The sequence below is a fragment of the Youngiibacter fragilis 232.1 genome (assembly GCF_000495435.3).
Classification (GTDB): Bacteria; Bacillota; Clostridia; order Clostridiales; family Clostridiaceae; genus Youngiibacter; species Youngiibacter fragilis.
Genome location: NZ_AXUN02000231.1, coordinates 68505 through 89682 on the forward strand (window position 1 = coordinate 68505; position 21178 = coordinate 89682).

The following is a 21178-nucleotide window of genomic DNA, read 5'->3' on the forward strand; positions in this document are numbered from 1 at the left end:
TATGAAAAGGGTAGAACTGATCCAGACTGTATCCGGTATTGTTGAAGGATCTTCTGCGAATCGTGTTGCTGAGGACTGTGTCATACGGCCAGAGCTTTCCGGAATGAGGATATTTGAAAGCCCGCTGTTTGCGTTTGGCGATCCTATGGATCCGACATTTGATAAGCTGAAGGAAAAAACTGTCATCGGTCCCCATTTCATGTCGCCTCAGGAATGGATGCCTGGGGTGAAAACTGTCATCTCAATCTTCCTCCCATTCACCGAGGAGGTAAGGAGAGGAAAAGACTCGTCTCCGCAATGGCCTTCAAGCGCATGGCTGCATGGAAGGATCGAAGGGCAGGCGTTCATCAACATGATGCTGGCCATGTCTGTTGCTGAAATTGAATCCTATGGATACAAAGCCATGGCTCCATCACTTGACGGAAGGTACTGGTCTCTCATACACGATGGGAATACCGATACAGAAAAGGCAGGGTTTTCAAGCAACTGGTCAGAAAGGCATGTGGCCTATATTTCGGGCCATGGGACATTCGGCCTTTCTAAAGGGCTTATCACAAAGCATGGGATTGCCGGAAGATTCGCAAGCATCCTTACAGACATGGATATTGAAAAGGATGAGAGATACTACACTGAGCTTTATGAGAACTGCAGCATGTGCGGAGCCTGTGCGAAAAGATGTCCGGCAGGTGCCATTTCGGTCCTGAAGGGAAAAGACCACAAGAAGTGCTCTGATTACCTTGATACAACAGCTGCAAGATTTGAACCGCGCTACGGCTGCGACAAGTGTCAGACCAAGGTCCCATGTGAAACCTGCATACCGGAAAAATAGAAATAAGAAGGGATAAACTGGACCTGCAGTTTATCCCTTCTTATTTATTCTTACCTCATTTTATGTCCGGGTTTACCGTGCAGACCATCCTTCTGTTCCTTGCAACTGCGCCTATGCAGGCGTTGCAGTAGATGCAGCTGTTGATCGCTTCGCCTGACTGGAACTTGTTTGGAAGGTTCGGGTCAGCTATCAGGGGTCTTGCCATAGCTATGAAATCTGCTGAGCCTAACTTAATGATATTCTCGGCAAACTCCCTGTCAGTGATCTTGCCTACTGCTATCACCGGTACCTTTGCATATTCCTTGACTTCAGCCGCATATCCGGTAAAGATACCCTGCTCGGCATCGGCTCTTGGTATTGAAACAGCCCCTACAGTGCATCTCTTGAGCTGAGCAGGGAAAGGGATGTCATTTGATGACAGGTTTATTACATCTACCCCTGCTTTTTCAAGGTATCCGACTACAGCTTTGAGCTCGTCCCTGTCCATGCCGCCTTCCATGCCATCCCTTGCGTTGATCCTGGCGCTGACTGTATAGTCTTCACCGCACTTTTCCTTGATCTTCCTTATCGTCTCACAGACAATCCTTGACCTGCCTTCTGCATCGGTTCCGTATATGTCAGTCCTTTTGTTCATATAGGGGGAAAGGAAGCAGCTCAGGAGATAGAGATGTGCTGCATGGAGCTCAACTCCGTCAAAGCCTGCCTGTTTTGCCCTTACAGCCGTGGCTGCAAAGCCATCTTCGATTTCGATGATTTCATTTATAGTCAGAGCCCTTGGTGAGGTGTCCCTAATGTAGGGAATACCCGAAGGGGACACAAGGTCGGCTGATCCCTGAGGTCCGTTGTGGCCCAGCTGAAGTATGGCACAAGCTCCTTTTGATCTGATCGTTTCTGCCAAAGTGCTCAGGCCCTCGATTGTTGAGTCATCCCAGATTCCGAGTGCCCCTGTTCCGTAGGCGATGCCCTTCCATGGATAAGCCGCTTCTACTATTATGGCACCTGCGCCGCCTTCAGCAAGTCTTCTGTGGTAGTTCAAAAGGTCTTCCGTCACATAACCGTTGTCGCTGTAGCATGTTGCGACAGCCGGCATGATGAGCCTGTTCCTAAGTGTGGTATTTCCTATCTTCCCTGAATCGAATAGTCCTGCCATATTCCAACCTCCTTGTTTTGACATTATCATTATATCAACCGAGGATGTTTTTGGGTATTGAATGGTCTGAAATTTCCAAAAAATACTGATTTTGTCTCAAATTCGTGATAAAATTCAAGTGGACGACCTGAAAACGTTTAGAGGAGGAATGAGAAATTTGGACCTCGATGAGAAAAAGAGAATGTGGGAAGAGTTCATATACAAGGGCACAATGAATCCTGGAGTGAACAGGAACGTTGCACTGAGCTGGATGAAGTGCAGCAAGAAGAAGGTCGACCCCTTCGGAGGAATGGGCAGGAAGACAGATCCGGAGCTCCTTAAGAGCATACGTGAAGAAAACCAGTGGCTGATCGACATCGCAGGACCGATAATGAGGAACCTCTTCGATATAGTGAGCGGATCACATTTCCTCCTTGTGCTCACCGACAGCTGCGGATATATACTAGAGACGATCGGAGATGAAGCCGTCAACAGGATGGCACATGAGATGCATTTCGAGGTGGGAATGCTGTGGAACGATGATGCCGTGGGCACCAATGCCATTGGCGTTGCCCTTGACCAGGATGTGCAGATACAGATGGCAGGTGCAGAGCATTACTGCATCACCCACCACAAATGGACCTGCTCCGCATCCCCGATACACGGACTGAACGGCGAGGTCGTTGGATGTCTTAACATATCTGGAGATGCATCAATGGTAAACTCCCATTCATTGGGCATAGTTGCAGCAGCAGCCTTTGGAATAGAGAACCAGATACTGCAGAGGCATACTACGGGGCTGATGAGGACCGCACTTGACAGCTCGTCTGACGGGATCGTCATCCTCGATGAATCCTTCAGGAGCGTATGGATGAACAAGGCGGCAGAGAACATACTGTTCATGGGGCTTTCTGAACTCTCAGGAATGGACTTCAGGAGCCTTATGCCCGACATGCCGTGGGTAGCGTCAGAAAAGAGCGTACAGGGAAAGAGGCATGTGAGGAATGACTGCAAGCTTATTCTCGGCAGCATGACCTATCAGATGAGCGCCAGCATTTCTCCCATAATCTTCGAGAGAAGCATCATCGGTTACTCGGTATCCATGATGAGGCAGGAGCAGCTGCTTAAGACAGTGAACAAGGTCACAGGAAACCATGCCACCTATACCTTCGATGACATATATGCCACGGATCCTGTAATGAAGAGGGTGATCCAGATGGCTCAGAAGTACTCGAAGTATGACGGCAATATTCTGATCGAGGGTGAGAGCGGCACCGGGAAGGAACTTTTCGCGCAGGCGATACATAATGCAAGTGCCCGGGCGGATGCGCCTTTTGTTACGATCAACTGTGCATCCATACCCAGGGACCTTGTTGAAAGCGAGCTCTTCTGATATGAGAAGGGTGCATTCACAGGAGCCCTTAAGGAAGGTAAACCAGGCAAATTCGAGCTGGCTGACGGCGGGACCATCCTCCTGGATGAGATAGGGGAGATGCCTCTTGAATTCCAGCCCAAGCTTCTTAGGATAGTCCAGTCGAGATGCGTGCAGCGGCTTGGCGGCAAGTACGAGAAGAAGCTGGACATAAGGATCATAGTAGCCACCAACCGAAACCTTAAAGACGAGGTGGCGGCAAGGAACTTCAGGGAGGACCTTTACTTCAGGTTCAATGTTCTTAAGCTGACAATTCCGCCACTCCGAGAAAGGAAGAAGGACATAGCCTATTGCGCAGAGAAATTCCTCGAGCACTTCAACCAGAGGTACCCTGAAATAAGCAAGGAAATGGACGGAAGGTTCTTAAGGGAGCTTGAAGGCCATTACTGGCCGGGTAATGTGAGGGAGCTCCAGAATTGCATTGAAAGGGCCTTCTATACTGGAACAGGGAATGTCCTGACGGATGCATCCGCTTATTTCGATTCCATAGATGAACCTAAGAGCAGCAAACATCAGGCAAGGGCATTCAACGGGACGCTGGATGAGCTTGAAGGCAGAAACGTCGAGACCGTACTCAAGGATTGCGGCGGTGATGTTTGCCTGGCAGCTGAAAAGCTTGGTATAAGCAGGGCGTCCATGTACAGGAGACTTAAGAAATACGGCATAAACTCCAAGGAAGCATCAGGACGGTTATCCTAATCTCAAATATGAGACGATTTTGAAATTGAGACAATAAATCTCAAAAGTGAGAATCCGGAAGATCTGTAAAAACAGCAGATTTTCCGGATTGTTTTTTTTGGCATGCAATTATTAATGGTTGGTCAAAAACAGGGCAATCTGATGTAAAGTTGTCAAATGATTCGGATAATTCAAGGTTGGCATGAAAGATGCTATATATAGGTTGTTCATGAAAAAAAGGAAGGAGGGAGGTTTTATTGGAGAGGTATATCATCGAGTTTGGAATTGGAATGGACTTTCATGGACAGGACATCAACAATGCAGCACGAAAGGCTGTAAAGGATGCAATATCGAAAAGCTGCCTGTGCGGACTGCAGGAGGTGCTGCATATTGATGACCTTGACAAGGGGGTGCGGATAAAGGTGACGGTAGCTGTGACTAAACCGGAGCTCATTGACGTGGAGGGCATAAAGAACTGCCTTCCGGTAGGTGAGGTTATCGTCAGGGCGGTCCATGGAGGTCTGAACGTGCCTGGGATATACCTTCCGAGGTTCGGGGACAGAGATGACAGCATCGAAGCTGCCATAGCGTGTGTAGAAGTAGGTATCACTTGAGTTCAATCAAACAGATAAAAGGAGGAACATTCAATGGTAAACAAGGAAGCCATCCGTGACATGTACGTCACAATGAAGAAGATCCGAGAGTTTGAGACCAAGGCTATGGATCTCTTCGCAGAGGGCAAGATTCCGGGATTCGTCCACCTGTACATCGGGGAAGAGGCCGTAGCGGCAGGCACATGCCAGCAGCTGAGGACAGACGACTACATCACATCCACTCACAGGGGCCATGGTCACATTGTGGCAAAGGGCGGAGAGCTCAAGTACATGATGGCGGAGCTTTATGGAAAGGCAACCGGATACTGCAAGGGCAAAGGCGGCTCGATGCACATCGCTGATGCTACAAAGGGAATACTCGGTGCAAATGGCATAGTTGGAGCCGGACACAATATTGCAGTGGGAGCCGGGCTTTCAGCCAAGTACCAGGGTACTGACAAGGTCGTCGTCTGCTTCTTCGGGGATGCTTCGACCAACCAGGGGACTTTCCATGAGTCACTTAACCTTGCATCGATCTGGAAGCTTCCGGTAGTCTTCGTATGCGAGAACAACTACTATGGAATCTCAATGAGCCAGGCAAGGCATCAGGCCATAAAGGATGTTGCGGACAGAGCGGTCGCTTATGGAATACCAGGACTGGCAATTGATGGAAATGACGTATTTGCGGTATACGAGGCAGTAGGCGAAGCAGTCAAGAGGGCAAGGAGCGGAATGGGCCCAACTCTTATTGAGTGCAAGACCTACAGGCAGAGGGGACATTTTGAGGGAGATGCTGCAAACTACAAGCCAGAGGAAGAGCAGAAGGAATGGCTGAAGAAGGACCCGCTTCCAAGAATTCTGTCGTTCATTAAGGAAAATGAAGTTATGGCCGACGAAGAGATCGCTAAGCTTGATGCAGATATAGCTGCAGAGCTTGAGGAAGCTGTTAGGTTCGCCGAAGAGAGTCCTTATCCGACATTGGAGAGTTCTGTCGAGGACATCTATTCTGATATCATCGAGGAGGTGCGTTCAAGATGAGTAAAATGACATATATGGAGGCTCTCCGCGAGGGGATGAGCATCAGGATGAGGGAAAACAAGAATGTCATACTCTTTGGAGAAGATGTAGGTGCATTTGGAGGCTGTTTCGGAGTTTCAGGCGGAATGCTGAATGAGTTCGGACCTGACAGGGTAAGGGACACGCCGATATCAGAGGGTGTCATAGTCGGATGTGCAGTAGGTGCGGCAGCCACAGGAATGAGACCGATAGCTGAGCTCATGTTCATAGATTTCGTAACTGTCGGCATGGACCAGCTTGTCAACCAGGCTGCGAAGATGAGATATATGTTCGGCGGAAAGCTCAATCTGCCAATGGTCCTGAGGATGCCCGCAGGTGGTGGAATCTCAGCAGCAGCTCAGCATTCACAGTCACTTGAAGCATGGCTGACTCACGTACCGGGCTTGAAGGTAGTATATCCCTCAACTCCACAGGATGCGCTTGGGCTTATGCTTGCGGCGATTGACGATGAGAATCCGGTAGTTGTCGTAGAGAACAAGGTGCTTTATGGAACATCAGGAGATGTAACGAGCCTTGAACCTATTCCGCTTGGAAAGGGTGACATAAAGAGAGCCGGAAAGGACCTGACGATCGTAGCGTATGGGAAGATGGTAATGGATGCTTTGGCAGCAGCTGATGTGCTTGCAAAGGAAGGCATCGAATGTGAAGTTGTGGACCCGAGGTCACTGTATCCACTCGATAAGGCCCTTATAGGAGAGTCTGTCGCAAGGACACATAAGGCTCTTGTAGTCACAGAAGAGGCCAAGAGAGGCGGATATGGCGGAGAGATCTCAGCGATAATCGCTGAAGAGTTCTTTGATTCACTTGATGCTCCAGTAGTTAGAGTGGGAGCCCTTAACGCACCTATTCCTTTCTCACCTCCTCTTGAGCAGTATGTGCTGCCAAACTCCAAGGATATCGCTGCAGCAGCAAGAAAAATGTTTTAGTTAATGGATCGCAGGGAAGGCTAAGGCCTTCCCTGTTCCGGAAAGGATGATTTAGATGGCGTCCATAGGCATCATAGCAAATCCGGCTTCAGGCAAGGACATCAGAAGACTGGTTTCTTATGCCACTGTGTTCGACAACAATGAGAAAGTGAATATAGTGAAAAGGATAGTCCTGGCAGCCCAGGGAATGGGTGTTGAGGACATATGGTTCATGCCGGACTCCTTCCAGACCGGATACAAAGTAATCGATGAGCTGTCCTGCGAAAGGGTCCTTACAGCAAGGTGCAGGGTGCTGGAGATGAGCATAAGCGCATCCGCCCAGGATTCGACAGATGCCGCTGCCATGATGGAATCAATGGGCTTAGGGTGCATAGTCGTACTCGGAGGAGATGGAACAAGCCGTGCGGTAGCAAAGAGTGTCAGGAAGACTCCGGTGCTTCCGGTATCAACAGGAACGAACAATGTGTATCCATTGCTGCTGGAAGGCACTGTTGCGGGAATGGCTGCTGCAGCCGCCGCGATGTCAGGCGATGAGGGCAGGACATGTGTAAGGGATAAAAGGATAGAGGTCCTTAAAGATGGCCAGGTTGTGGACATAGCCCTTATAGATGCTGTAGTGTCAGCGGAAGTCTTCGTAGGTGCCAGAGCGATATGGAACCTTGACAACATAATGAGGGTGATGGTCACAAGGTGTCATCCGGCAAGCATAGGGTTTTCATCTGTTGCCGGGGTACTTGGAATAGTCAGGCCATGGGATGACTTCGGTTATTCGGTGGTACTTGGAAACAGCGGAATGCATGTGGTTGCACCGATAGCTGCAGGCCTTTTGAAGGAGGTCTGCGTATCTCATTCAGGCAGGATGGAACTTGACGAGGAACATAGCTTCACCGCTTCAGGAAGGTGCGTGATTGCCCTTGACGGTGAGAGAGAGATAGTTCTCAGGGAAGGCGAAACCGTTGTATTCAGGATAACCAGGAACGGACCTCTGAGGGTGGATGTAAGGTCCACACTGGAGAAGGCTCTGAATAACGGTGTGTTTTCCAGAGGAACATAAACTTTTTGAAGGGGGAATGAAAATGGCAAAGCTGATCGTGCTTCCAAAGCTTGGACTTACGATGACAGAAGGTACGATAGCCAGATGGTACAAGCAGGAGGGTGATGAAGTAAAGGTAGGGGACATTCTCTATGACCTTGAAACTGACAAGCTCACCAATGAGATAGAAGCTAGGAATGACGGAATAATCAGGAAGATATTCATACAGGAGGGAGAAAAGGCGCCTTGCCTTGCTCCTGTGGCCATAATTGCAGCCGCTGACGAGGATATATCTGACCTTATGCCAGGAGGGACAGAACCTGTTATGAAAGAAGAACCCAAGGCAGAGGAAGTGAAGGCAGGTGAAGTACCAGCTCCTGAAGCGTCGAAGGCAAATGCCCCGGCATCACCTGCAGCCAAGAAGCTTGCAAGGGAAAAGGGGATAGACATTTCCCTTGTCACCGGAACAGGGCCAGGCGGCAGGATCACCATAGAGGATGTTGAAAAGTATACGCCTGTGCAGGAGGCACCTCCGGTAAAGGCATCCCCCACAGCAGAGAAGATCGCAGCTGATAAGGGCATCGACCTTAAGGATATCCCTTCTGAAGGAAGGATAATGAAAGCTGATGTCGAGAAGGTGATCCCGAAGGCTGAAGCAGGCGGTGAGGAAAGGGTAAAGATGAGCGGCATGAGGAAGGTGATCGCCAAGAGGATGGCTGAGAGCTGGAACACATGTCCGACAGTAACCTTTGACATAAGTGTTGATATAACCAACATGGACCACCTGAGGGACCTTCTGAAGAAGGAGGAGGTTTCTGTATCCTATACTGATATCATCGCATTCATGACAGCAAGGACGCTTCCTGAGTTCCCGCTTGTCAACTCATCAGTAGATGGCACGGACATCATTTTCAAGAAGTATGTCAACCTTGGAATTGCGGTAGCGCTTGATGACGGTCTTCTTGTTCCAGTGATAAGGGATGCAGACAAAAAGGGGCTGAAGGAGCTATCGACTGAGCTTAAGATGCTTGCTACTGATGCAAGAGCTGGAAGGCTTGGACCGGATAGCCTGTCAGGCGGTACCTTCACGATAACCAACCTCGGAATGTTCGGGATAGAGAGCTTCTCGCCGATAATAAACCTTCCTGAGGTTGCGATCCTTGGGGTAAACGCAATAAGGGAGGTTGTGGTCCCGGATTGCTGCGGATTCACAACAAGGAAGTATATGGGGCTTTCGCTGACGGCAGACCACAGGGTAGTGGACGGGTCCGTTGCTGCGCAGTTCCTGGCAAGGCTCAGGAAGAAGCTGGAGAATCCGGCACTCCTGTTCATATAGGAGGTGCTTCTATGACAAGCATTGCAGTAATAGGAGGAGGACCCGGAGGATACGTCGCAGCGATCAGGGCTGCACAGCTCGGAGCGAAGGTCACGCTGATAGAGAAGGAGAAGATAGGCGGCACCTGCCTTAATGTCGGATGCATACCGACAAAGGCAATGCTAGAGAGCGCACACCTCTATGACATGGTGAAGGATGGTAAAAGGCGAGGGATCATTGCTGAACCTAAACTGGACTTCACAGGCGTCCAGAAGAGCAAGGCCACTGCGGTAAGAAGGCTGGTCAACGGAGTCACCGCAACGCTCAAGTCCAACGGGATAGAGATAATAAGCGGGACAGCAAGCTTCAGGGATGGAAAGATTATCGCAGTCGATACAGCTGAAGGCGTACTGGAGCTCTCGCCTGACAAGGTAATAATCGCGGCGGGATCGGTACCGGCAATGCCGCCAATTCCGGGCCTTGACGGAAAGAACTGCATCACGAGCACAGGAGCTCTTGACCTGACAGAGGTACCCGAGACGATGGCGATCATCGGCGGAGGGGTAATAGGCGTAGAAATCGGAAGCATATACAGGTCCTTCGGTACAAAGGTAGATGTCATCGAGATGATGCCGGTGATACTTCCCATGATGGATGGAGAACTGACGGGTGAAATAAGGAAAAAGCTTATAAAGAAGGGCATAGGGATACACACATCAGCTAAAGTTGTTTCTGTCGAAGAGGACGGAGACAAGTCCAAAGTAAACGTGGAGATGGATGGTGAGATGAAGGCCTTCATCTGCGACAAGGTGCTCGTAGCGGTAGGCAGGAGGACAAATACTGAAGGTCTGGGCCTTGAAAGGGCAGGCGTCATCCACGACAGGGGAAGGATAACAGTAGACCAGAGGATGTGCACATCTAACCCTGACATATATGCTGTGGGCGACTGCATAGGAAAGACAATGCTGGCGCATACAGCTTCAGTAATGGGTGAATGTGCCGCTGAAAACGCCATGGGTCATAACAGCACATATGATGAGAAGACCAATCCGTCCTGTGTGTATACGGAACCGGAATTCGCATCTGTCGGGCTAACCGAGGAAAAGGCGAAGGAGAAGGGTATAGCCTATATCAAGGGGACATTCCCGCTCAGCGGAAATGGAAAGGCAATGATCATGAATGGCGGAGAAGGCCTGATAAAGATAATTGCAGACCCTAGATACAAGGAGATACTGGGAGTCCACATACTGGGGCCAAGGGCTACTGACCTTATTGCAGAAGCTGCACTTGCCTTAAGGCTTGAGGCAACAGTGGATGAGCTCATTACAACGATACATGCGCATCCTACTTTAGCGGAAGCCATAAGGGAAGCCGCCATGGATGTGCTGGGCAGTGCAATACACAAGACCAGGGAGTAAATAAAGGTTCTGGAGCGGTTCCAAAAATGGGATCGCTTCCTTTTGTCTATTGTGAGTTTTCCCCTGGATTGATAATATCAGTGTAAGGAACAAAATCATTTCAAAATGGATGGATTGGTGAAGAAAGGCGGAATGGAATCATGAAACCCTCAACGCGTGCCGGCTGGTGGTCGGTAACATCAATGCTGATATCAGCGCTGCTCATCTCTGCAGTTGTCATGGCAATGAACATGCCCTACAACCTTCCGTTTCCTGCACCGAGGATGGAAGCACTGATAGCGTCACTTGTTGCCGCTACCTTTGCAGGTGTTGGGACTATCTGCGGTGCCATCGCCCTGCTTCAGAAGGACAGGGGGAAATCGGTGATCATAGCTGAGGCGCTGGGAATACTGTTCTTTCTGGCTATATTTCTTGCTCTGGCATTCCCGGGAATATTATGGGGATGATGGGCGTAATTAGTACTCTGGGGGTATTTGAATGGGAGTTTTCGATCTTATCGCACCAGTATATGGACTTTTCTACAGTATGCAGAGGAAGTCCTTCAATGAAGTTCTTGAAAGGTTAGGGGAAGATATAGACTTTGACAACAGGAAGAGGATACTAGATGCAGGCTGCGGAACCGGTGCTCTGATCTCGGTCCTTTCCAAGGGGAAAAGAACTGTCTGGGGAATAGACGGTTCAGAGAAAATGCTCAAGGTAGCAGGGAAGAAGCTGAAAGGCAAAGGGATTGAGCTGTTTTACGGGAATGTGGCAAAGGAGCTGCCGTTTCGTGACAAGTCATTTGACATGGCTATCTCATCCTATGTGGCCCATGGCATGGTCAGGGAAGACAGGATCTCAATGTACAAGGAGTTGAAAAGGGTGACTGAGGGCATTGTAGTGATACATGACTACAACGGTGTAAGGTCACCTTTGACAAGTTTAGTTGAGACTCTTGAGGGCGGGGACTACTTCGGATTCATAAAGGATCCGGACGGTGAAATGAGGGAGGTCTTCAGCTCAGTGAAGATTCTGGATGCAGGGAAAAGGTCAGCATGGTATGTGTGCGTTCCATAGACCATTAGACATGGAAATGAGAATGGATTAGAATGGGTATTATATTCTGAAGATAAAACAAAGGGGAGAGATTATATGAACACAGCCCTATATCTTGTGGCAGGTGCCGCACTTGCCATATCGTTCGTGAAGAACAGGGAAAAGACAAGGATGTCCCTTATGAAAGCCTGGAAATCCTTCGAGAACATACTTCCGCAGTTCCTGTCAGTACTGATCATAATCGGCATAACCCTCTCGATTCTTACGCCGGAGCAGATTTCAAGGATAATGGGTTCTGGTTCAGGCTGGTACGGAGTGGTGCTTGCAGCTGTCATAGGGGCAATTACACTTATACCAGGCTTCATAGCGTTCCCGCTAGCGGCAGCTCTCCTCAAGAGCGGAGCCGGCTACATGCAGATCGCCGCATTCGTATCTACCCTCATGATGGTTGGAGTTGTTACTCTCCCGGTTGAGACAGGCTTCTTCGGGAAGAAGGCAGCTATGCTCCGAAATTCCCTCGCATTCGTATATTCATTCATAGTAGCCTTGGTTGTGGGAGGATTGATGTGATGGAGAAAGGTAAGAAGTTTTTCAAGAGATACAAGATATTCCTGATACTGGCTGCCCTGAACCTCGTAATAGGAATAATAAGCCCTGAGATCGGGTTGAAGTCCCTTTCTCTCACAAAGAGCAACGTCCTGGAGATGCTTTCGATAATCCCGCCTGTTTTTGTGCTTCTGGGACTCCTTGATGTCTGGGTGAAGCGGGAGACAATGGTGAAATACATGGGGAAGGGTTCAGGTCTTGTCGGTGTTTTGATCGCATTCTTCATAGGTTCTGCCGCTGCAGGGCCCCTCTATGCAGCTTTCCCAGTTGCGGGAGTGCTTCTAAGGAAGGGCAGCAGCGTAACCAACGTATACATCATGCTTGGTGCATGGTCTACGACCAAGATACCGCTGCTTCTCTTCGAGGCATCCTCAATGGGGCTTAAGTTCACAGGAATAAGGCTTTGTATGAGCATAATCGGAATAACGATAATTGCTCTCATGATGGAGAAGTTTCTTCCTCAGGAGGAAAAGGATGAGATGGTGAGGCGGGCGATGGAGAAGGCATAAGCCGTTAAGGGGATGTGACGAAATGGTAGAAATAAGAGGAGTCAGGATCGGGGAAGGAACGCCTAAGATATGTGTGCCAATAGTCTCCAGGGATTTTGACGGTATAATTGAGGCTTCAAGGCTCATAGCAAGGTCCAAGGCGGACCTTGTAGAGTGGAGGGCTGACCTTTTCCATGGATACAAGGATACAGAAAAGGTCATGGAAGTTCTTGGAGAAGCAAGAAAAATCCTTGGTGACAAGCCGCTGATATTCACGCTAAGGTCAGCCCAGGAAGGAGGAGGCAGTGAGCTGAATGGGGAGCAGGCAGCAAAGCTTTTACTGACAGCTTCAGCTTCCAGGTCCTGTGACATTGTTGACGTTGAAATGTTCTCATACGGTGGAATGCTGAGGACAACCGTAGATGACGTGAGAAGAAATGGGGCTGGAACAATCGGTTCGTATCACGATTTCAGGAAAACACCACAAAAGGCTGAAATCATCAGCCGTATTAAAGAAATCCAGGCATCAGGGACTGACATCGCCAAGATTGCAGTAATGCCGAATTCCAGGAGGGATGTCCTTGAACTGCTTGATGCAACTTTAACTTTAAATGAAGAGGATCCTGACAATACGATCATATGCATATCCATGTCAGGTATTGGAACTCTGTCGAGGGTAGCTGGAGAATTCTTTGGATCGGCAGTGACCTTTGCTTCAATAGGCGAAGTATCAGCGCCGGGTCAGCTTGGAATAGATAGTCTTGCCACTGTTCAGGATATCCTGCACAGTGGTTTACAGATAGAGTAGGGGATGATCTTATGTCCAACATTGTGCTCATAGGACTGGTCAGCTTTTTCGTTGACATAAGCACTGAAATGGTCTACCCGATAATCCCTCTTTACCTGACCGGTACATTCGGGGCTACACCGGCCATAGTAGGTCTTGTCGAGGGTATAGCTGAGAGTCTCGCAAGTCTCCTGAAAGTACTCGGTGGATACCTTTCAGACAGGTATAAAAAGAAGAAGAGAATAGCTTTCATTGGCTATTCAACATCACTCCTTTACAAGGTAGCACTTGTCCTTTCATCATCCTGGTGGGGAATACTTGCTGCGAGAGTAATAGACAGGCTGGGTAAGGGCATCAGGACAAGCCCGAGGGACCTTCTTGTCGCCGAGAGCTCTGACAAGAACAAGCTCGGATCTTCCTTCGGTCTGCATAAGGCTCTTGATATGGCGGGGTCGGCCATAGGCATATTCCTGGCATACGTGTTCCTTAAGACCACTACCGGTACAGGGCAGTACAAGACGCTGTTCATGGTATCCATGGTTCCAACGATTATCGGACTTGCCATACTCCTCAAGGTAAAGGAAAAGGGCACTGCTGCCAAAAAGAAGGACATTGGTAATCTCATAGAGGGCTTCAGGAACCTTGACTCAAGGCTGAAGCTGTTTCTCATTACCGCGTTCGTCTTCACGCTGGGGAACTCATCCAATGCATTCCTTCTGCTGAGGGCAAGGGATGCGGGCTATGATTCGGCAACTGTCGTACTCCTTTACTTCATCTACAATGTAGTGTCGTCAGTGCTTTCACTGCCACTTGGGAAGCTTTCAGACAAGGTAGGCAGAAGAAAACTGCTCGTTACCGGATATCTTGTGTTCGGTGCCGTTTATACCGGCTTTGCAGTCGCATCATCAAAATTACTTGTGGCTTTCCTTTTTGCCCTATATGGGGTTTATACAGCCATGACCGCTGGTGTGGAGAGGGCCCTGGTATCTGAGCTTGCGCCGGTAAGCCTTAAGGGTACGACACTTGGACTTCATTCAACGCTGGTGGGAGTCGCACTGCTTCCGGCTTCTGTAGTGGCCGGACTGCTTTGGGATGGTATCGGTCCGAGTGCTCCATTCTTTTTCGGAGGTTCACTTGCGATCGCTTCAGCGATAGCGCTATTTTTCATACTGAAGGATGACAGTGGGAAATCGGTCTGATTGAAAGACAAATAGCCTGAAGTCAAATGCAGGTATTGGCCTTGAAGGGATTCGAATGCCTTAAAGTCTCAAACAGGTGCAGCTAAAAGCTGATAAGGTAAAATCAGGATAAGACAAGATGAAAGAAGGGACCGCATGGAGCTGTCCCTTCTTTCGTACTGTGGACTATTTCAGGTTTTCTGGCTGTATGATTGAGGGCCCTTTGCTTCAGATCATCTCTCTTGGAACATAGTGGGTGTGAAGAAGCTCGTGTGCCTTTTCACCATAGGGTTCACCCATGTACTCCCTGTAAAGCTTCATGACCATCTCGTTCTCGTGTGACTTTCTCTTTGGCTTTCCCGCATCCTCCCTGTAGATGGCTTCCTGCCTCTTCTTTATAATCTCCATGTCTCCATGGTGGAAGGGCTGTCCGCCTCCGCCTATGCAGCCTCCGGGACATGCCATTATCTCAATTGCCTGGAACTCGCATTCTCCGCGCCTTATGCTTTCAAGCAGCTTCCTTGCATTTCCAAGTCCATGGGCGATACCTATGTTAAGCTCCATATCCTTTATCTTTACCTTGGCTGACCTGACACCTTCAAGACCCCTCAGCTGCTTGAAGTCGACCTCCTGAAGGTCCTCGCCCGTAAGCCAGTCGTATGCTGTCCTGACTGCAGCTTCTATTACTCCGCCTGAGGCTCCGAATATTACCGAAGCTCCTGTGCTCTCGCCAAGGAGGTTATCGAATTCGCCATCGGGAAGCGTTGAAAAATCTATGCCGGCCTCTCTCAGCATATATCCAAGCTCTCTTGTGGTTACTACCCAGTCGACCTCATGAAGTCCGTCCATGAACAGCTCTTCCCTCTGTATTTCAGCCTTCTTTGCTATACAAGGCATTACCGATACTACCACGATATCCTTCGGATCGATTGCCATCTTTTCGGCATAGTAGGATTTGACTACAGAGCCCATCATCATCTGGGGTGACTTGCAGGTTGATGGTATGTCGAGCATGTCAGGGAACTGATACTCGAAGAACCTGACCCACGCCGGACAGCAGCTGGTAAGTATCGGAAGCTTTCCGCCATGCTCGATCCTGTGGACCAGCTCGGAAGCCTCTTCAATTATTGTCAGGTCTGCAGCCCAGTCAGTATCGAATATTGCATCGAATCCCATTCTCCTGAATGCTGTTGCAAGCTGACCTGTTGAGATAGTACCTGGCTCCATGCCGAACATTTCACCTATTGCTACCCTAACTGCCGGAGCGACCTGTACCACCACATGCTTTCTCGGGTTCTGAAGGTCCGTCCATACCTTGTGCGTGGTGTTTACTGCTGAAAGTGCACCTGTTGGGCAGACTGCGACGCACTGGCCGCAGAATGTGCAGGACGTGTCCACCATGTCCAGGTTGAATGCCGGGCCGACAAATGAATCGAAGCCTCTTGATACTGCAGAAAGTATGCCGCAGGTCTGTACCTCGTTGCACATGGTTTCGCACCTTCTGCACATGACGCACTTGTCCGGATCCTTTACCAGTGCGAAGGAGGATTTGTCTATCGGCCTGTCCTTCTTCTCTCCCGTATAGGTTATCTCATGTATGGCAAGCTTCTGGGCGAGCTCCTGGAGCTCGCATTCAAGGTTCTTCCTGCAGGTCAGGCATTCGAACGGATGATTTGAAAGAAGGAGTTCAAGGTTGAGCCTTCTGGCTGCAACTGCCTTCAGAGAATCTGTCCTTATGTCCATCCCTTCAGTTACAACCTCAGAGCATGCAGGCGCAAGCGGCGCCCTTCCGGCAATCTCCACGACGCACACCCTGCAGGAGGCAGTCCTGTTGACTATTCCAAAGCCCTCCAGGTTCAGGTGGCAAAGGGTCGGGATGTCAGCATTGACGAGCTTTGACGCTTCCAGTATGGTCGTTCCCTTGTCCACTGAAAGGTCAACACCGTTTATCTTGATATTAACTTTATCACTCATCGTTTTCACCTACCCTCTATTGATCGCATTGAACTTGCAGGTATCGAAGCATAATCCGCAGGATATGCACAGGTTCATATCGATGATGTGTATCTGTTTCGGGTGTCCTGTTATCGCACCTACCGGGCAGACTCGTCTGCAGGCTGTGCAGCCTACGCACTTGTCCGGAAGTATCCAGTACTTGAACAGGCCCTTGCATGACCCTGTCGGGCATTTCTTCTCCTCAACATGGATCCTGTATTCCTCTTCGAAGTACTTCATAGTGCTGAGCACGGGATTCGGGGCGGTCTGTCCCAGTCCGCAAAGCGCGGATATCTTGATGTTGTTTGCAAGCCTGTCAAGCTTATGGAGAATATCCGGTTCAGCCTTGCCCTTCGTGATCCTGTCCAGGATCTCATACATCCTCTTTGTACCAATCCTGCACGGAGTGCATTTTCCGCAGGACTCGTCCATAGTGAACTGGAGATAGAACTTTGCGATGTCTACCATGCAGTTGTCCTCGTCCATGACGATCATTCCGCCTGAACCCATCATGGTTCCTATGGCTCTTAGTGTCTCATATTCGATTGGCGTATCGAGATTCTCTGACGAGATTACTCCTCCGGAAGGACCTCCGGTCTGTACTGCCTTGAATTCCTTCCCATTTGCCATGCCTCCGCCGATATCGTAAATTATCTCGCGAAGTGTGGTACCCATTGGAACCTCTACAAGACCGACATTCTTTACTTTTCCGACCAGTGCGAATACCTTGGTGCCTTTTGACTTCTCAGTGCCAATGCTTGAGAACCAGCCTGAGCCGTTCAGGATTATCTGAGGTACATTGGCTAAAGTCTCGACATTGTTCACTGTAGTGGGCTTCTTCTTATAGCCCTGAACTGATGGGTAAGGAGGTTTCTTTGTAGGTTCTCCACGCTTTCCTTCAACGGAATGTATAAGTGCGGTTTCCTCGCCGCATACGAATGCCCCGGCACCAAGCCTCATCTCGATGTCGAAGTCGAACCCGCTGCCCATTATGTTCTTGCCGAGGAATCCCATCTCCCTGGCCTGAGCCATCGCAATGTTAAGCCTTTCAATTGCAAGAGGGTACTCTGCCCTTATGTATATTATCCCGTGGTTTGCGCCAGTCGCGTATCCACCTATTGTCAATCCTTCAAGCACGGAGTGAGGATCCCCCTCCAGGACTGACCTGTCCATGTACGCGCCAGGATCTCCCTCATCAGCATTGCAGATCATGTACTTCTCATTTCCAGGCTGATCGAAGGTTGCCTGCCATTTCAGGCCTGTCGGGAATCCGCCGCCGCCTCTTCCCCTGAGCCCGCTTTCCTTAAGGATGTCAATTACACCCTGAGGCTTGTAGTCACGAAGGACCTTGGCAAGTGCCTCATAACCGTCGAATGCTATGTACTCACTTATCATCTCAGGATCCAGATTACCGCAGTTCTTGAGGGCGATCCTCAGCTGTCGCTTCTTTGCCTTGACTGGGTCTGTCCTGTTGAAGGTCATGTTCACGACCTTTTCTTCAACCACTTCACCCTTGGCCAGATGCTTTTCAACTATCTCCCTGCCAGCTGCTTCGTCTACATATCCGTAGTACACCGGAGCCTTACCAGGGGCATTGATCTGCACAGTGGGCTCGCAGTAGCAGGAACCAATGCATCCGACCTTGACCATCCGTATGTCATCAAGACCTAGCTCGGCTATCTTCTCTTCAATAGCTGTGTAGGTTTCTTTGCCACCGGCAGCTATTCCGCAGGTTGCAAGTCCGACAAGTACCTCAGTGACCTTGCCCTTTCCTCCACCTGTCTCCCTGAGTGAGCGGACATCTGCCTGTGAGCTTTTGATCTCTCTTAGTTCTTCAATGCTATTGACCATATCGATCACTCTCCCCTGTAGGTGCTTATGACAGTCTTTATGGTTTCCTCGGTCATATGTCCGAATACCTTCTCATCGACCATGATGGCAGGCGCCAGACCGCAGGCCCCGATACACCTGACTTCCTTGAGTGTGAACTTGTTGTCTTCGGTCGTCTCCCCGAAGCCTATCTTCAGTTCTCTCTTGAGGGTTTCCCTGACTGTTTCAGCACCCTTGACGAAGCAGGCGGTACCCATGCATACGCTGATGGTGTGCTCGCCGCGCCTTGTCTCTGTAAAATAGTGATAGAAGCTTACGACACCGAAGACCTTGGAGGCGGGTACGCGGATCTTCCTTGCTATATGGAGCTGCAGCTCTCTCGGCAGATAGCCGAATATGCTCTGTCCCTTGTGAAGGATGTGGATCAGCATACCTTCCTTGTCGTCAAGGCTTTCGATGTAGGCGTCTAGTTCAGCAAGTTTCTCGTCAGTCAGCAGCTCATGAATCGGATTTTCCTTCATAATTTCCATAAACTCGCCCTCTCATAATTGATTTTACCCTTATCTCTGTTTTAACATTTATAGAAAACGTTGTCAAATAATTAACAGATAATTGTGAATAATAAAATATAATCATATTCAATTTGCACTTAGTGAGATTTTCAGTACCATAGATGTAGAAAATCGAACACTTTAAATTCACTGGAAAACGATGAATAAGAATGGATATGCAAGTGATTGGAAAGGATTCTATGAATAGGGATTTGGAATCAAAATGAAATGAATTTATGACAGACTGTCAAAAATGGAAGATAAAAATGTATCAATGGGGCTGATGAATGAGAGGAGGGCAGGAATATATTTTGTCCGGAAATGAAAATTGACGCCCGGATAGCCGCCAAAGGTAGTTTTCAGGCGGAATCGGCTGTCAATGCTGTTCATGCTGTTTAGTTATGTACCTGTCATAGGACTAGTTCAAGAGAGTCATACATTGCCGAGTATTCAGCTATGTAACGGTCGATCTGGTACCAGTGCCTGAGCCTTGTTACGTTTGATGGCAGCGGCCCCTTGTTGTAGCTGCAGTCGATCAGTATTACATCGTATCCCGCTTCAGCCAGCTGAAGTGCGTTTTCGTACCTGTCTTCGATAAAAATGTCGCAGCTTAGTTCATCGGCCTTGCCAACCTTGTCGTGACTGCCAAGCAGTGATATGGAATCCAGTGCAATGCTGTTGCTCCTCAGCCATTCGATGCTTACATCCTTCATCCTCATATCCCTCGCCGTAACGAAATGGATGTAGTGGGTAAGATGATGCCGTCTAATCACTTCTGTGACTCCCGCCCTCATCCTTGCTCCTCTATGAAGCTCTTCACCGAACTCATCGTAAAACCGGTCATAATCTCCAGGCAGAAGTCCCATGGCCTCTTCGACGTCGTAAACCCTGATGTCCCTTGGCTTGAGCTTCTTACCGAAATAGGAGTTGGCCTTTTCCAGCCAGTAGAATGGCTCAGTCACTGTCCCATCGATGTCTATGCATATGTTTAGGTTCTTCAATATTTTTCACCTCCTTTCTGTTGTCCCTTACATTATACGATATCCATGTAAATGAAAGGGGGTTTTCATGTTAATGTTGTGTAAATTTTCAGAAGTTTTCATAAATCGAAATGCCGCATCCAATTGGATGCGGCAGGAACTTTTGAATTATCTTCTCTTCTGGAGGCCTTCCCAATTGTCTACTGCAAGTCCTACGGCGTCCTTGACTTTGTCAGTGTTCCTCTCTTCGATTACAGAAAGGATTGCCAGGTGTGTCTCAAGTGCATTTGTGCCATAGTTCTGGTTCGTGTGGGAGTTGTAGATCGAGCTTTCGAAGAATGAAATGACAAAGGAATAGATCCTTTCTGCAAAACTGTTCTTGCAGGCCTCCCCAAGGATCTTGTGGAACTCAAGGTCGTTGTCAGCCAGTTCACGTGGTGAGGCTTTTCTGTCCCGAAGCTCTTTCAGCCGTTCAACGTTATGTATAAGCTGATTTCTTTCCTTTTCATTCTTGTTGAAGTTCATTATTGCCAGAGTCACCACGTCTGTTTCGAAAAGTCTTCTGAATTCCTTGAGCTCTGACAGCTCCGGCTTAATAAGGAGGAACTTGAACATGAGTGGGTCAATCAGGTTCTCCCTGGGTTTGTCAACAATGTAGGTTCCGTTCCCGACCTTTATGTCCACCACTCCAAGCGCCTCAAGGACCTTCATGGCTTCACGCACGGATCCTCTGCTTATTCCAAGCCCCTCTGAGATCTCCAGTTCGCTTGGCAGCTTGTCTCCAAGCTTAAGCTTATCCTCTGCAATCAGTTGCTTTATACTGTTGATAACCACATCAACAGCCGATTCCTTTGCTTTTCCGACAAACAGATTGTTCACGTTTCTTCTCCTCCGACAATATGAGCTATATTTGACAGCTGTATTTCTTACTCACTGATACATACATGAGTCTTTAACCACTATTCTGTTATCAATATATCATGGAAAACATAAAACTTCAACAAACAAATGTAGGATGTCTGACTAATATTAAGGCAATACGGTTTCTTTTGTGACAGCATGTACGTCCTACCAGTATGAAGCTGCACATACTGTTGATGCACATTATGATAATTAATCACAGATCATATGAGGTCACAAGGTCAATTGCCCAATATGAAAGCAGACAGAGAACTAAGTGCAATATAGTTAAATATATAACGAACAGTCTCTGAAAACGATGTGAATTCACGCGAAATTAAGCCTTTTCTACCAATTTTGAGCGGAAACCCTTGATGAAGACAGCATGGAGAAGCCAG

The 21178-nt window shown here is 48.8% G+C and carries 20 protein-coding genes and 1 pseudogene; 15 read left to right on the forward strand and 6 right to left on the reverse strand.

The window, feature by feature from the left end:
• Position 1: 1 nt before the first annotated feature.
• Positions 2 to 829 (forward strand): 4Fe-4S binding protein, encoded by an 828-nt coding sequence (locus T472_RS18355; RefSeq protein ID WP_023388209.1) that lies wholly within the window; start codon positions 2 to 4, stop codon positions 827 to 829.
• Between the two features lie 55 nt (positions 830 to 884).
• Here the strand turns inward: T472_RS18355 and T472_RS18360 are convergent, their stop codons facing one another.
• Positions 885 to 1979, reverse strand: a complete 1095-nt coding sequence (locus T472_RS18360) for an NADH:flavin oxidoreductase (protein WP_023388210.1) — start codon at positions 1977 to 1979, stop codon at positions 885 to 887.
• Between the two features lie 181 nt (positions 1980 to 2160).
• Here T472_RS18360 and T472_RS20725 point away from each other — a divergent pair.
• The 14 genes and pseudogenes from T472_RS20725 to T472_RS18430 form a co-directional block, all read left to right on the forward strand.
• A pseudogene (locus T472_RS20725) lies at positions 2161 to 3843 on the forward strand (sigma-54-dependent Fis family transcriptional regulator); the annotation flags it as partial.
• A gap of 84 nt (positions 3844 to 3927) precedes the next feature.
• Positions 3928 to 4089, forward strand: coding sequence for a helix-turn-helix domain-containing protein (locus T472_RS20730; RefSeq protein ID WP_500691695.1), 162 nt, complete (start codon positions 3928 to 3930; stop codon positions 4087 to 4089).
• Between the two features lie 236 nt (positions 4090 to 4325).
• On the forward strand, positions 4326 to 4682 hold the full coding sequence (locus T472_RS18375; RefSeq protein ID WP_023388211.1) for a Lin0512 family protein: 357 nt from the start codon (positions 4326 to 4328) through the stop codon (positions 4680 to 4682).
• Between the two features lie 33 nt (positions 4683 to 4715).
• The gene (locus T472_RS18380; protein WP_023388212.1) at positions 4716 to 5699 is read left to right on the forward strand and encodes a thiamine pyrophosphate-dependent dehydrogenase E1 component subunit alpha; all 984 of its coding nucleotides are present in this window, start codon (positions 4716 to 4718) and stop codon (positions 5697 to 5699) included.
• Positions 5696 to 6664 (forward strand): alpha-ketoacid dehydrogenase subunit beta, encoded by a 969-nt coding sequence (locus T472_RS18385; RefSeq protein ID WP_023388213.1) that lies wholly within the window; start codon positions 5696 to 5698, stop codon positions 6662 to 6664. Before T472_RS18380 ends, T472_RS18385 begins: the two co-directional genes overlap by 4 nt.
• Before the next feature lie 55 nt (positions 6665 to 6719).
• Positions 6720 to 7718, forward strand: a complete 999-nt coding sequence (locus tag T472_RS18390) for an NAD(+)/NADH kinase (protein ID WP_023388214.1) — start codon at positions 6720 to 6722, stop codon at positions 7716 to 7718.
• A 22-nt stretch (positions 7719 to 7740) separates the two neighbouring features.
• Positions 7741 to 9033 carry a dihydrolipoamide acetyltransferase family protein gene (locus T472_RS18395; protein ID WP_023388215.1) on the forward strand — a complete coding sequence of 431 codons (1293 nt, stop codon included), beginning with the start codon at positions 7741 to 7743 and terminating at the stop codon, positions 9031 to 9033.
• 11 nt (positions 9034 to 9044) lie between these two features.
• On the forward strand, positions 9045 to 10430 hold the full coding sequence (lpdA, locus tag T472_RS18400) for a dihydrolipoyl dehydrogenase (protein WP_023388216.1): 1386 nt from the start codon (positions 9045 to 9047) through the stop codon (positions 10428 to 10430).
• Between the two features lie 140 nt (positions 10431 to 10570).
• Positions 10571 to 10876, forward strand: coding sequence for a hypothetical protein (locus T472_RS18405; RefSeq protein ID WP_152975209.1), 306 nt, complete (start codon positions 10571 to 10573; stop codon positions 10874 to 10876).
• 31 nt (positions 10877 to 10907) lie between these two features.
• Positions 10908 to 11486: a class I SAM-dependent methyltransferase gene (locus tag T472_RS18410; RefSeq protein WP_023388218.1), complete on the forward strand. Its 579-nt coding sequence runs from the start codon at positions 10908 to 10910 to the stop codon at positions 11484 to 11486.
• Positions 11487 to 11561: 75 nt separating this feature from the next.
• A complete protein-coding gene (locus T472_RS18415) occupies positions 11562 to 12035 on the forward strand; it encodes a permease (protein ID WP_023388219.1) in 474 nt (157 codons plus the stop codon).
• Positions 12035 to 12580: a permease gene (locus T472_RS18420; RefSeq protein ID WP_023388220.1), complete on the forward strand. Its 546-nt coding sequence runs from the start codon at positions 12035 to 12037 to the stop codon at positions 12578 to 12580. The genes T472_RS18415 and T472_RS18420 overlap by 1 nt, the downstream gene beginning before the upstream one ends.
• Before the next feature lie 22 nt (positions 12581 to 12602).
• On the forward strand, positions 12603 to 13367 hold the full coding sequence (gene aroD / locus T472_RS18425) for a type I 3-dehydroquinate dehydratase (RefSeq protein WP_023388221.1): 765 nt from the start codon (positions 12603 to 12605) through the stop codon (positions 13365 to 13367).
• Between the two features lie 11 nt (positions 13368 to 13378).
• Positions 13379 to 14545 (forward strand): MFS transporter, encoded by a 1167-nt coding sequence (locus T472_RS18430; protein ID WP_023388222.1) that lies wholly within the window; start codon positions 13379 to 13381, stop codon positions 14543 to 14545.
• 207 nt (positions 14546 to 14752) lie between these two features.
• Here T472_RS18430 and T472_RS18435 read toward each other — a convergent pair whose 3' ends face one another.
• The 5 genes from T472_RS18435 to T472_RS18455 all read right to left on the reverse strand — a co-directional run bounded on the left by T472_RS18435 (position 14753) and on the right by T472_RS18455 (position 20759).
• Positions 14753 to 16498, reverse strand: coding sequence for an NADH-dependent [FeFe] hydrogenase, group A6 (locus T472_RS18435; protein ID WP_023388223.1), 1746 nt, complete (start codon positions 16496 to 16498; stop codon positions 14753 to 14755).
• Positions 16499 to 16507: 9 nt separating this feature from the next.
• The gene (locus T472_RS18440; RefSeq protein ID WP_439334315.1) at positions 16508 to 18376 is read right to left on the reverse strand and encodes an NADH-ubiquinone oxidoreductase-F iron-sulfur binding region domain-containing protein; all 1869 of its coding nucleotides are present in this window, start codon (positions 18374 to 18376) and stop codon (positions 16508 to 16510) included.
• Positions 18376 to 18879, reverse strand: a complete 504-nt coding sequence (locus T472_RS18445) for an NADH-quinone oxidoreductase subunit NuoE family protein (protein WP_023388225.1) — start codon at positions 18877 to 18879, stop codon at positions 18376 to 18378. Before T472_RS18445 ends, T472_RS18440 begins: the two co-directional genes overlap by 1 nt.
• Before the next feature lie 431 nt (positions 18880 to 19310).
• Complete coding sequence (locus T472_RS18450) at positions 19311 to 19901, reverse strand: 5' nucleotidase, NT5C type (RefSeq protein WP_023388226.1); 591 nt, start codon at positions 19899 to 19901, stop codon at positions 19311 to 19313.
• A gap of 147 nt (positions 19902 to 20048) precedes the next feature.
• Positions 20049 to 20759, reverse strand: coding sequence for a FadR/GntR family transcriptional regulator (locus T472_RS18455; RefSeq protein ID WP_023386418.1), 711 nt, complete (start codon positions 20757 to 20759; stop codon positions 20049 to 20051).
• Between the last annotated feature and the right edge of the window lie 419 nt (positions 20760 to 21178).

Coding starts and splice junctions, on each gene's coding strand:
- T472_RS18355 (WP_023388209.1), top strand. CDS start 2: ATGAAAAGGGTAGAACTGATCCAGACTGTATCCGGTATTGTTGAAGGA.
- T472_RS18360 (WP_023388210.1), bottom strand. CDS start 1,979: ATGGCAGGACTATTCGATTCAGGGAAGATAGGAAATACCACACTTAGG.
- T472_RS18380 (WP_023388212.1), top strand. CDS start 4,716: ATGGTAAACAAGGAAGCCATCCGTGACATGTACGTCACAATGAAGAAG.
- T472_RS18385 (WP_023388213.1), top strand. CDS start 5,696: ATGAGTAAAATGACATATATGGAGGCTCTCCGCGAGGGGATGAGCATC.
- T472_RS18390 (WP_023388214.1), top strand. CDS start 6,720: ATGGCGTCCATAGGCATCATAGCAAATCCGGCTTCAGGCAAGGACATC.
- T472_RS18395 (WP_023388215.1), top strand. CDS start 7,741: ATGGCAAAGCTGATCGTGCTTCCAAAGCTTGGACTTACGATGACAGAA.
- lpdA (WP_023388216.1), top strand. CDS start 9,045: ATGACAAGCATTGCAGTAATAGGAGGAGGACCCGGAGGATACGTCGCA.
- T472_RS18405 (WP_152975209.1), top strand. CDS start 10,571: ATGAAACCCTCAACGCGTGCCGGCTGGTGGTCGGTAACATCAATGCTG.
- T472_RS18410 (WP_023388218.1), top strand. CDS start 10,908: ATGGGAGTTTTCGATCTTATCGCACCAGTATATGGACTTTTCTACAGT.
- T472_RS18415 (WP_023388219.1), top strand. CDS start 11,562: ATGAACACAGCCCTATATCTTGTGGCAGGTGCCGCACTTGCCATATCG.
- T472_RS18420 (WP_023388220.1), top strand. CDS start 12,035: ATGGAGAAAGGTAAGAAGTTTTTCAAGAGATACAAGATATTCCTGATA.
- aroD (WP_023388221.1), top strand. CDS start 12,603: ATGGTAGAAATAAGAGGAGTCAGGATCGGGGAAGGAACGCCTAAGATA.
- T472_RS18430 (WP_023388222.1), top strand. CDS start 13,379: ATGTCCAACATTGTGCTCATAGGACTGGTCAGCTTTTTCGTTGACATA.
- T472_RS18435 (WP_023388223.1), bottom strand. CDS start 16,498: ATGAGTGATAAAGTTAATATCAAGATAAACGGTGTTGACCTTTCAGTG.
- T472_RS18445 (WP_023388225.1), bottom strand. CDS start 18,879: ATGGAAATTATGAAGGAAAATCCGATTCATGAGCTGCTGACTGACGAG.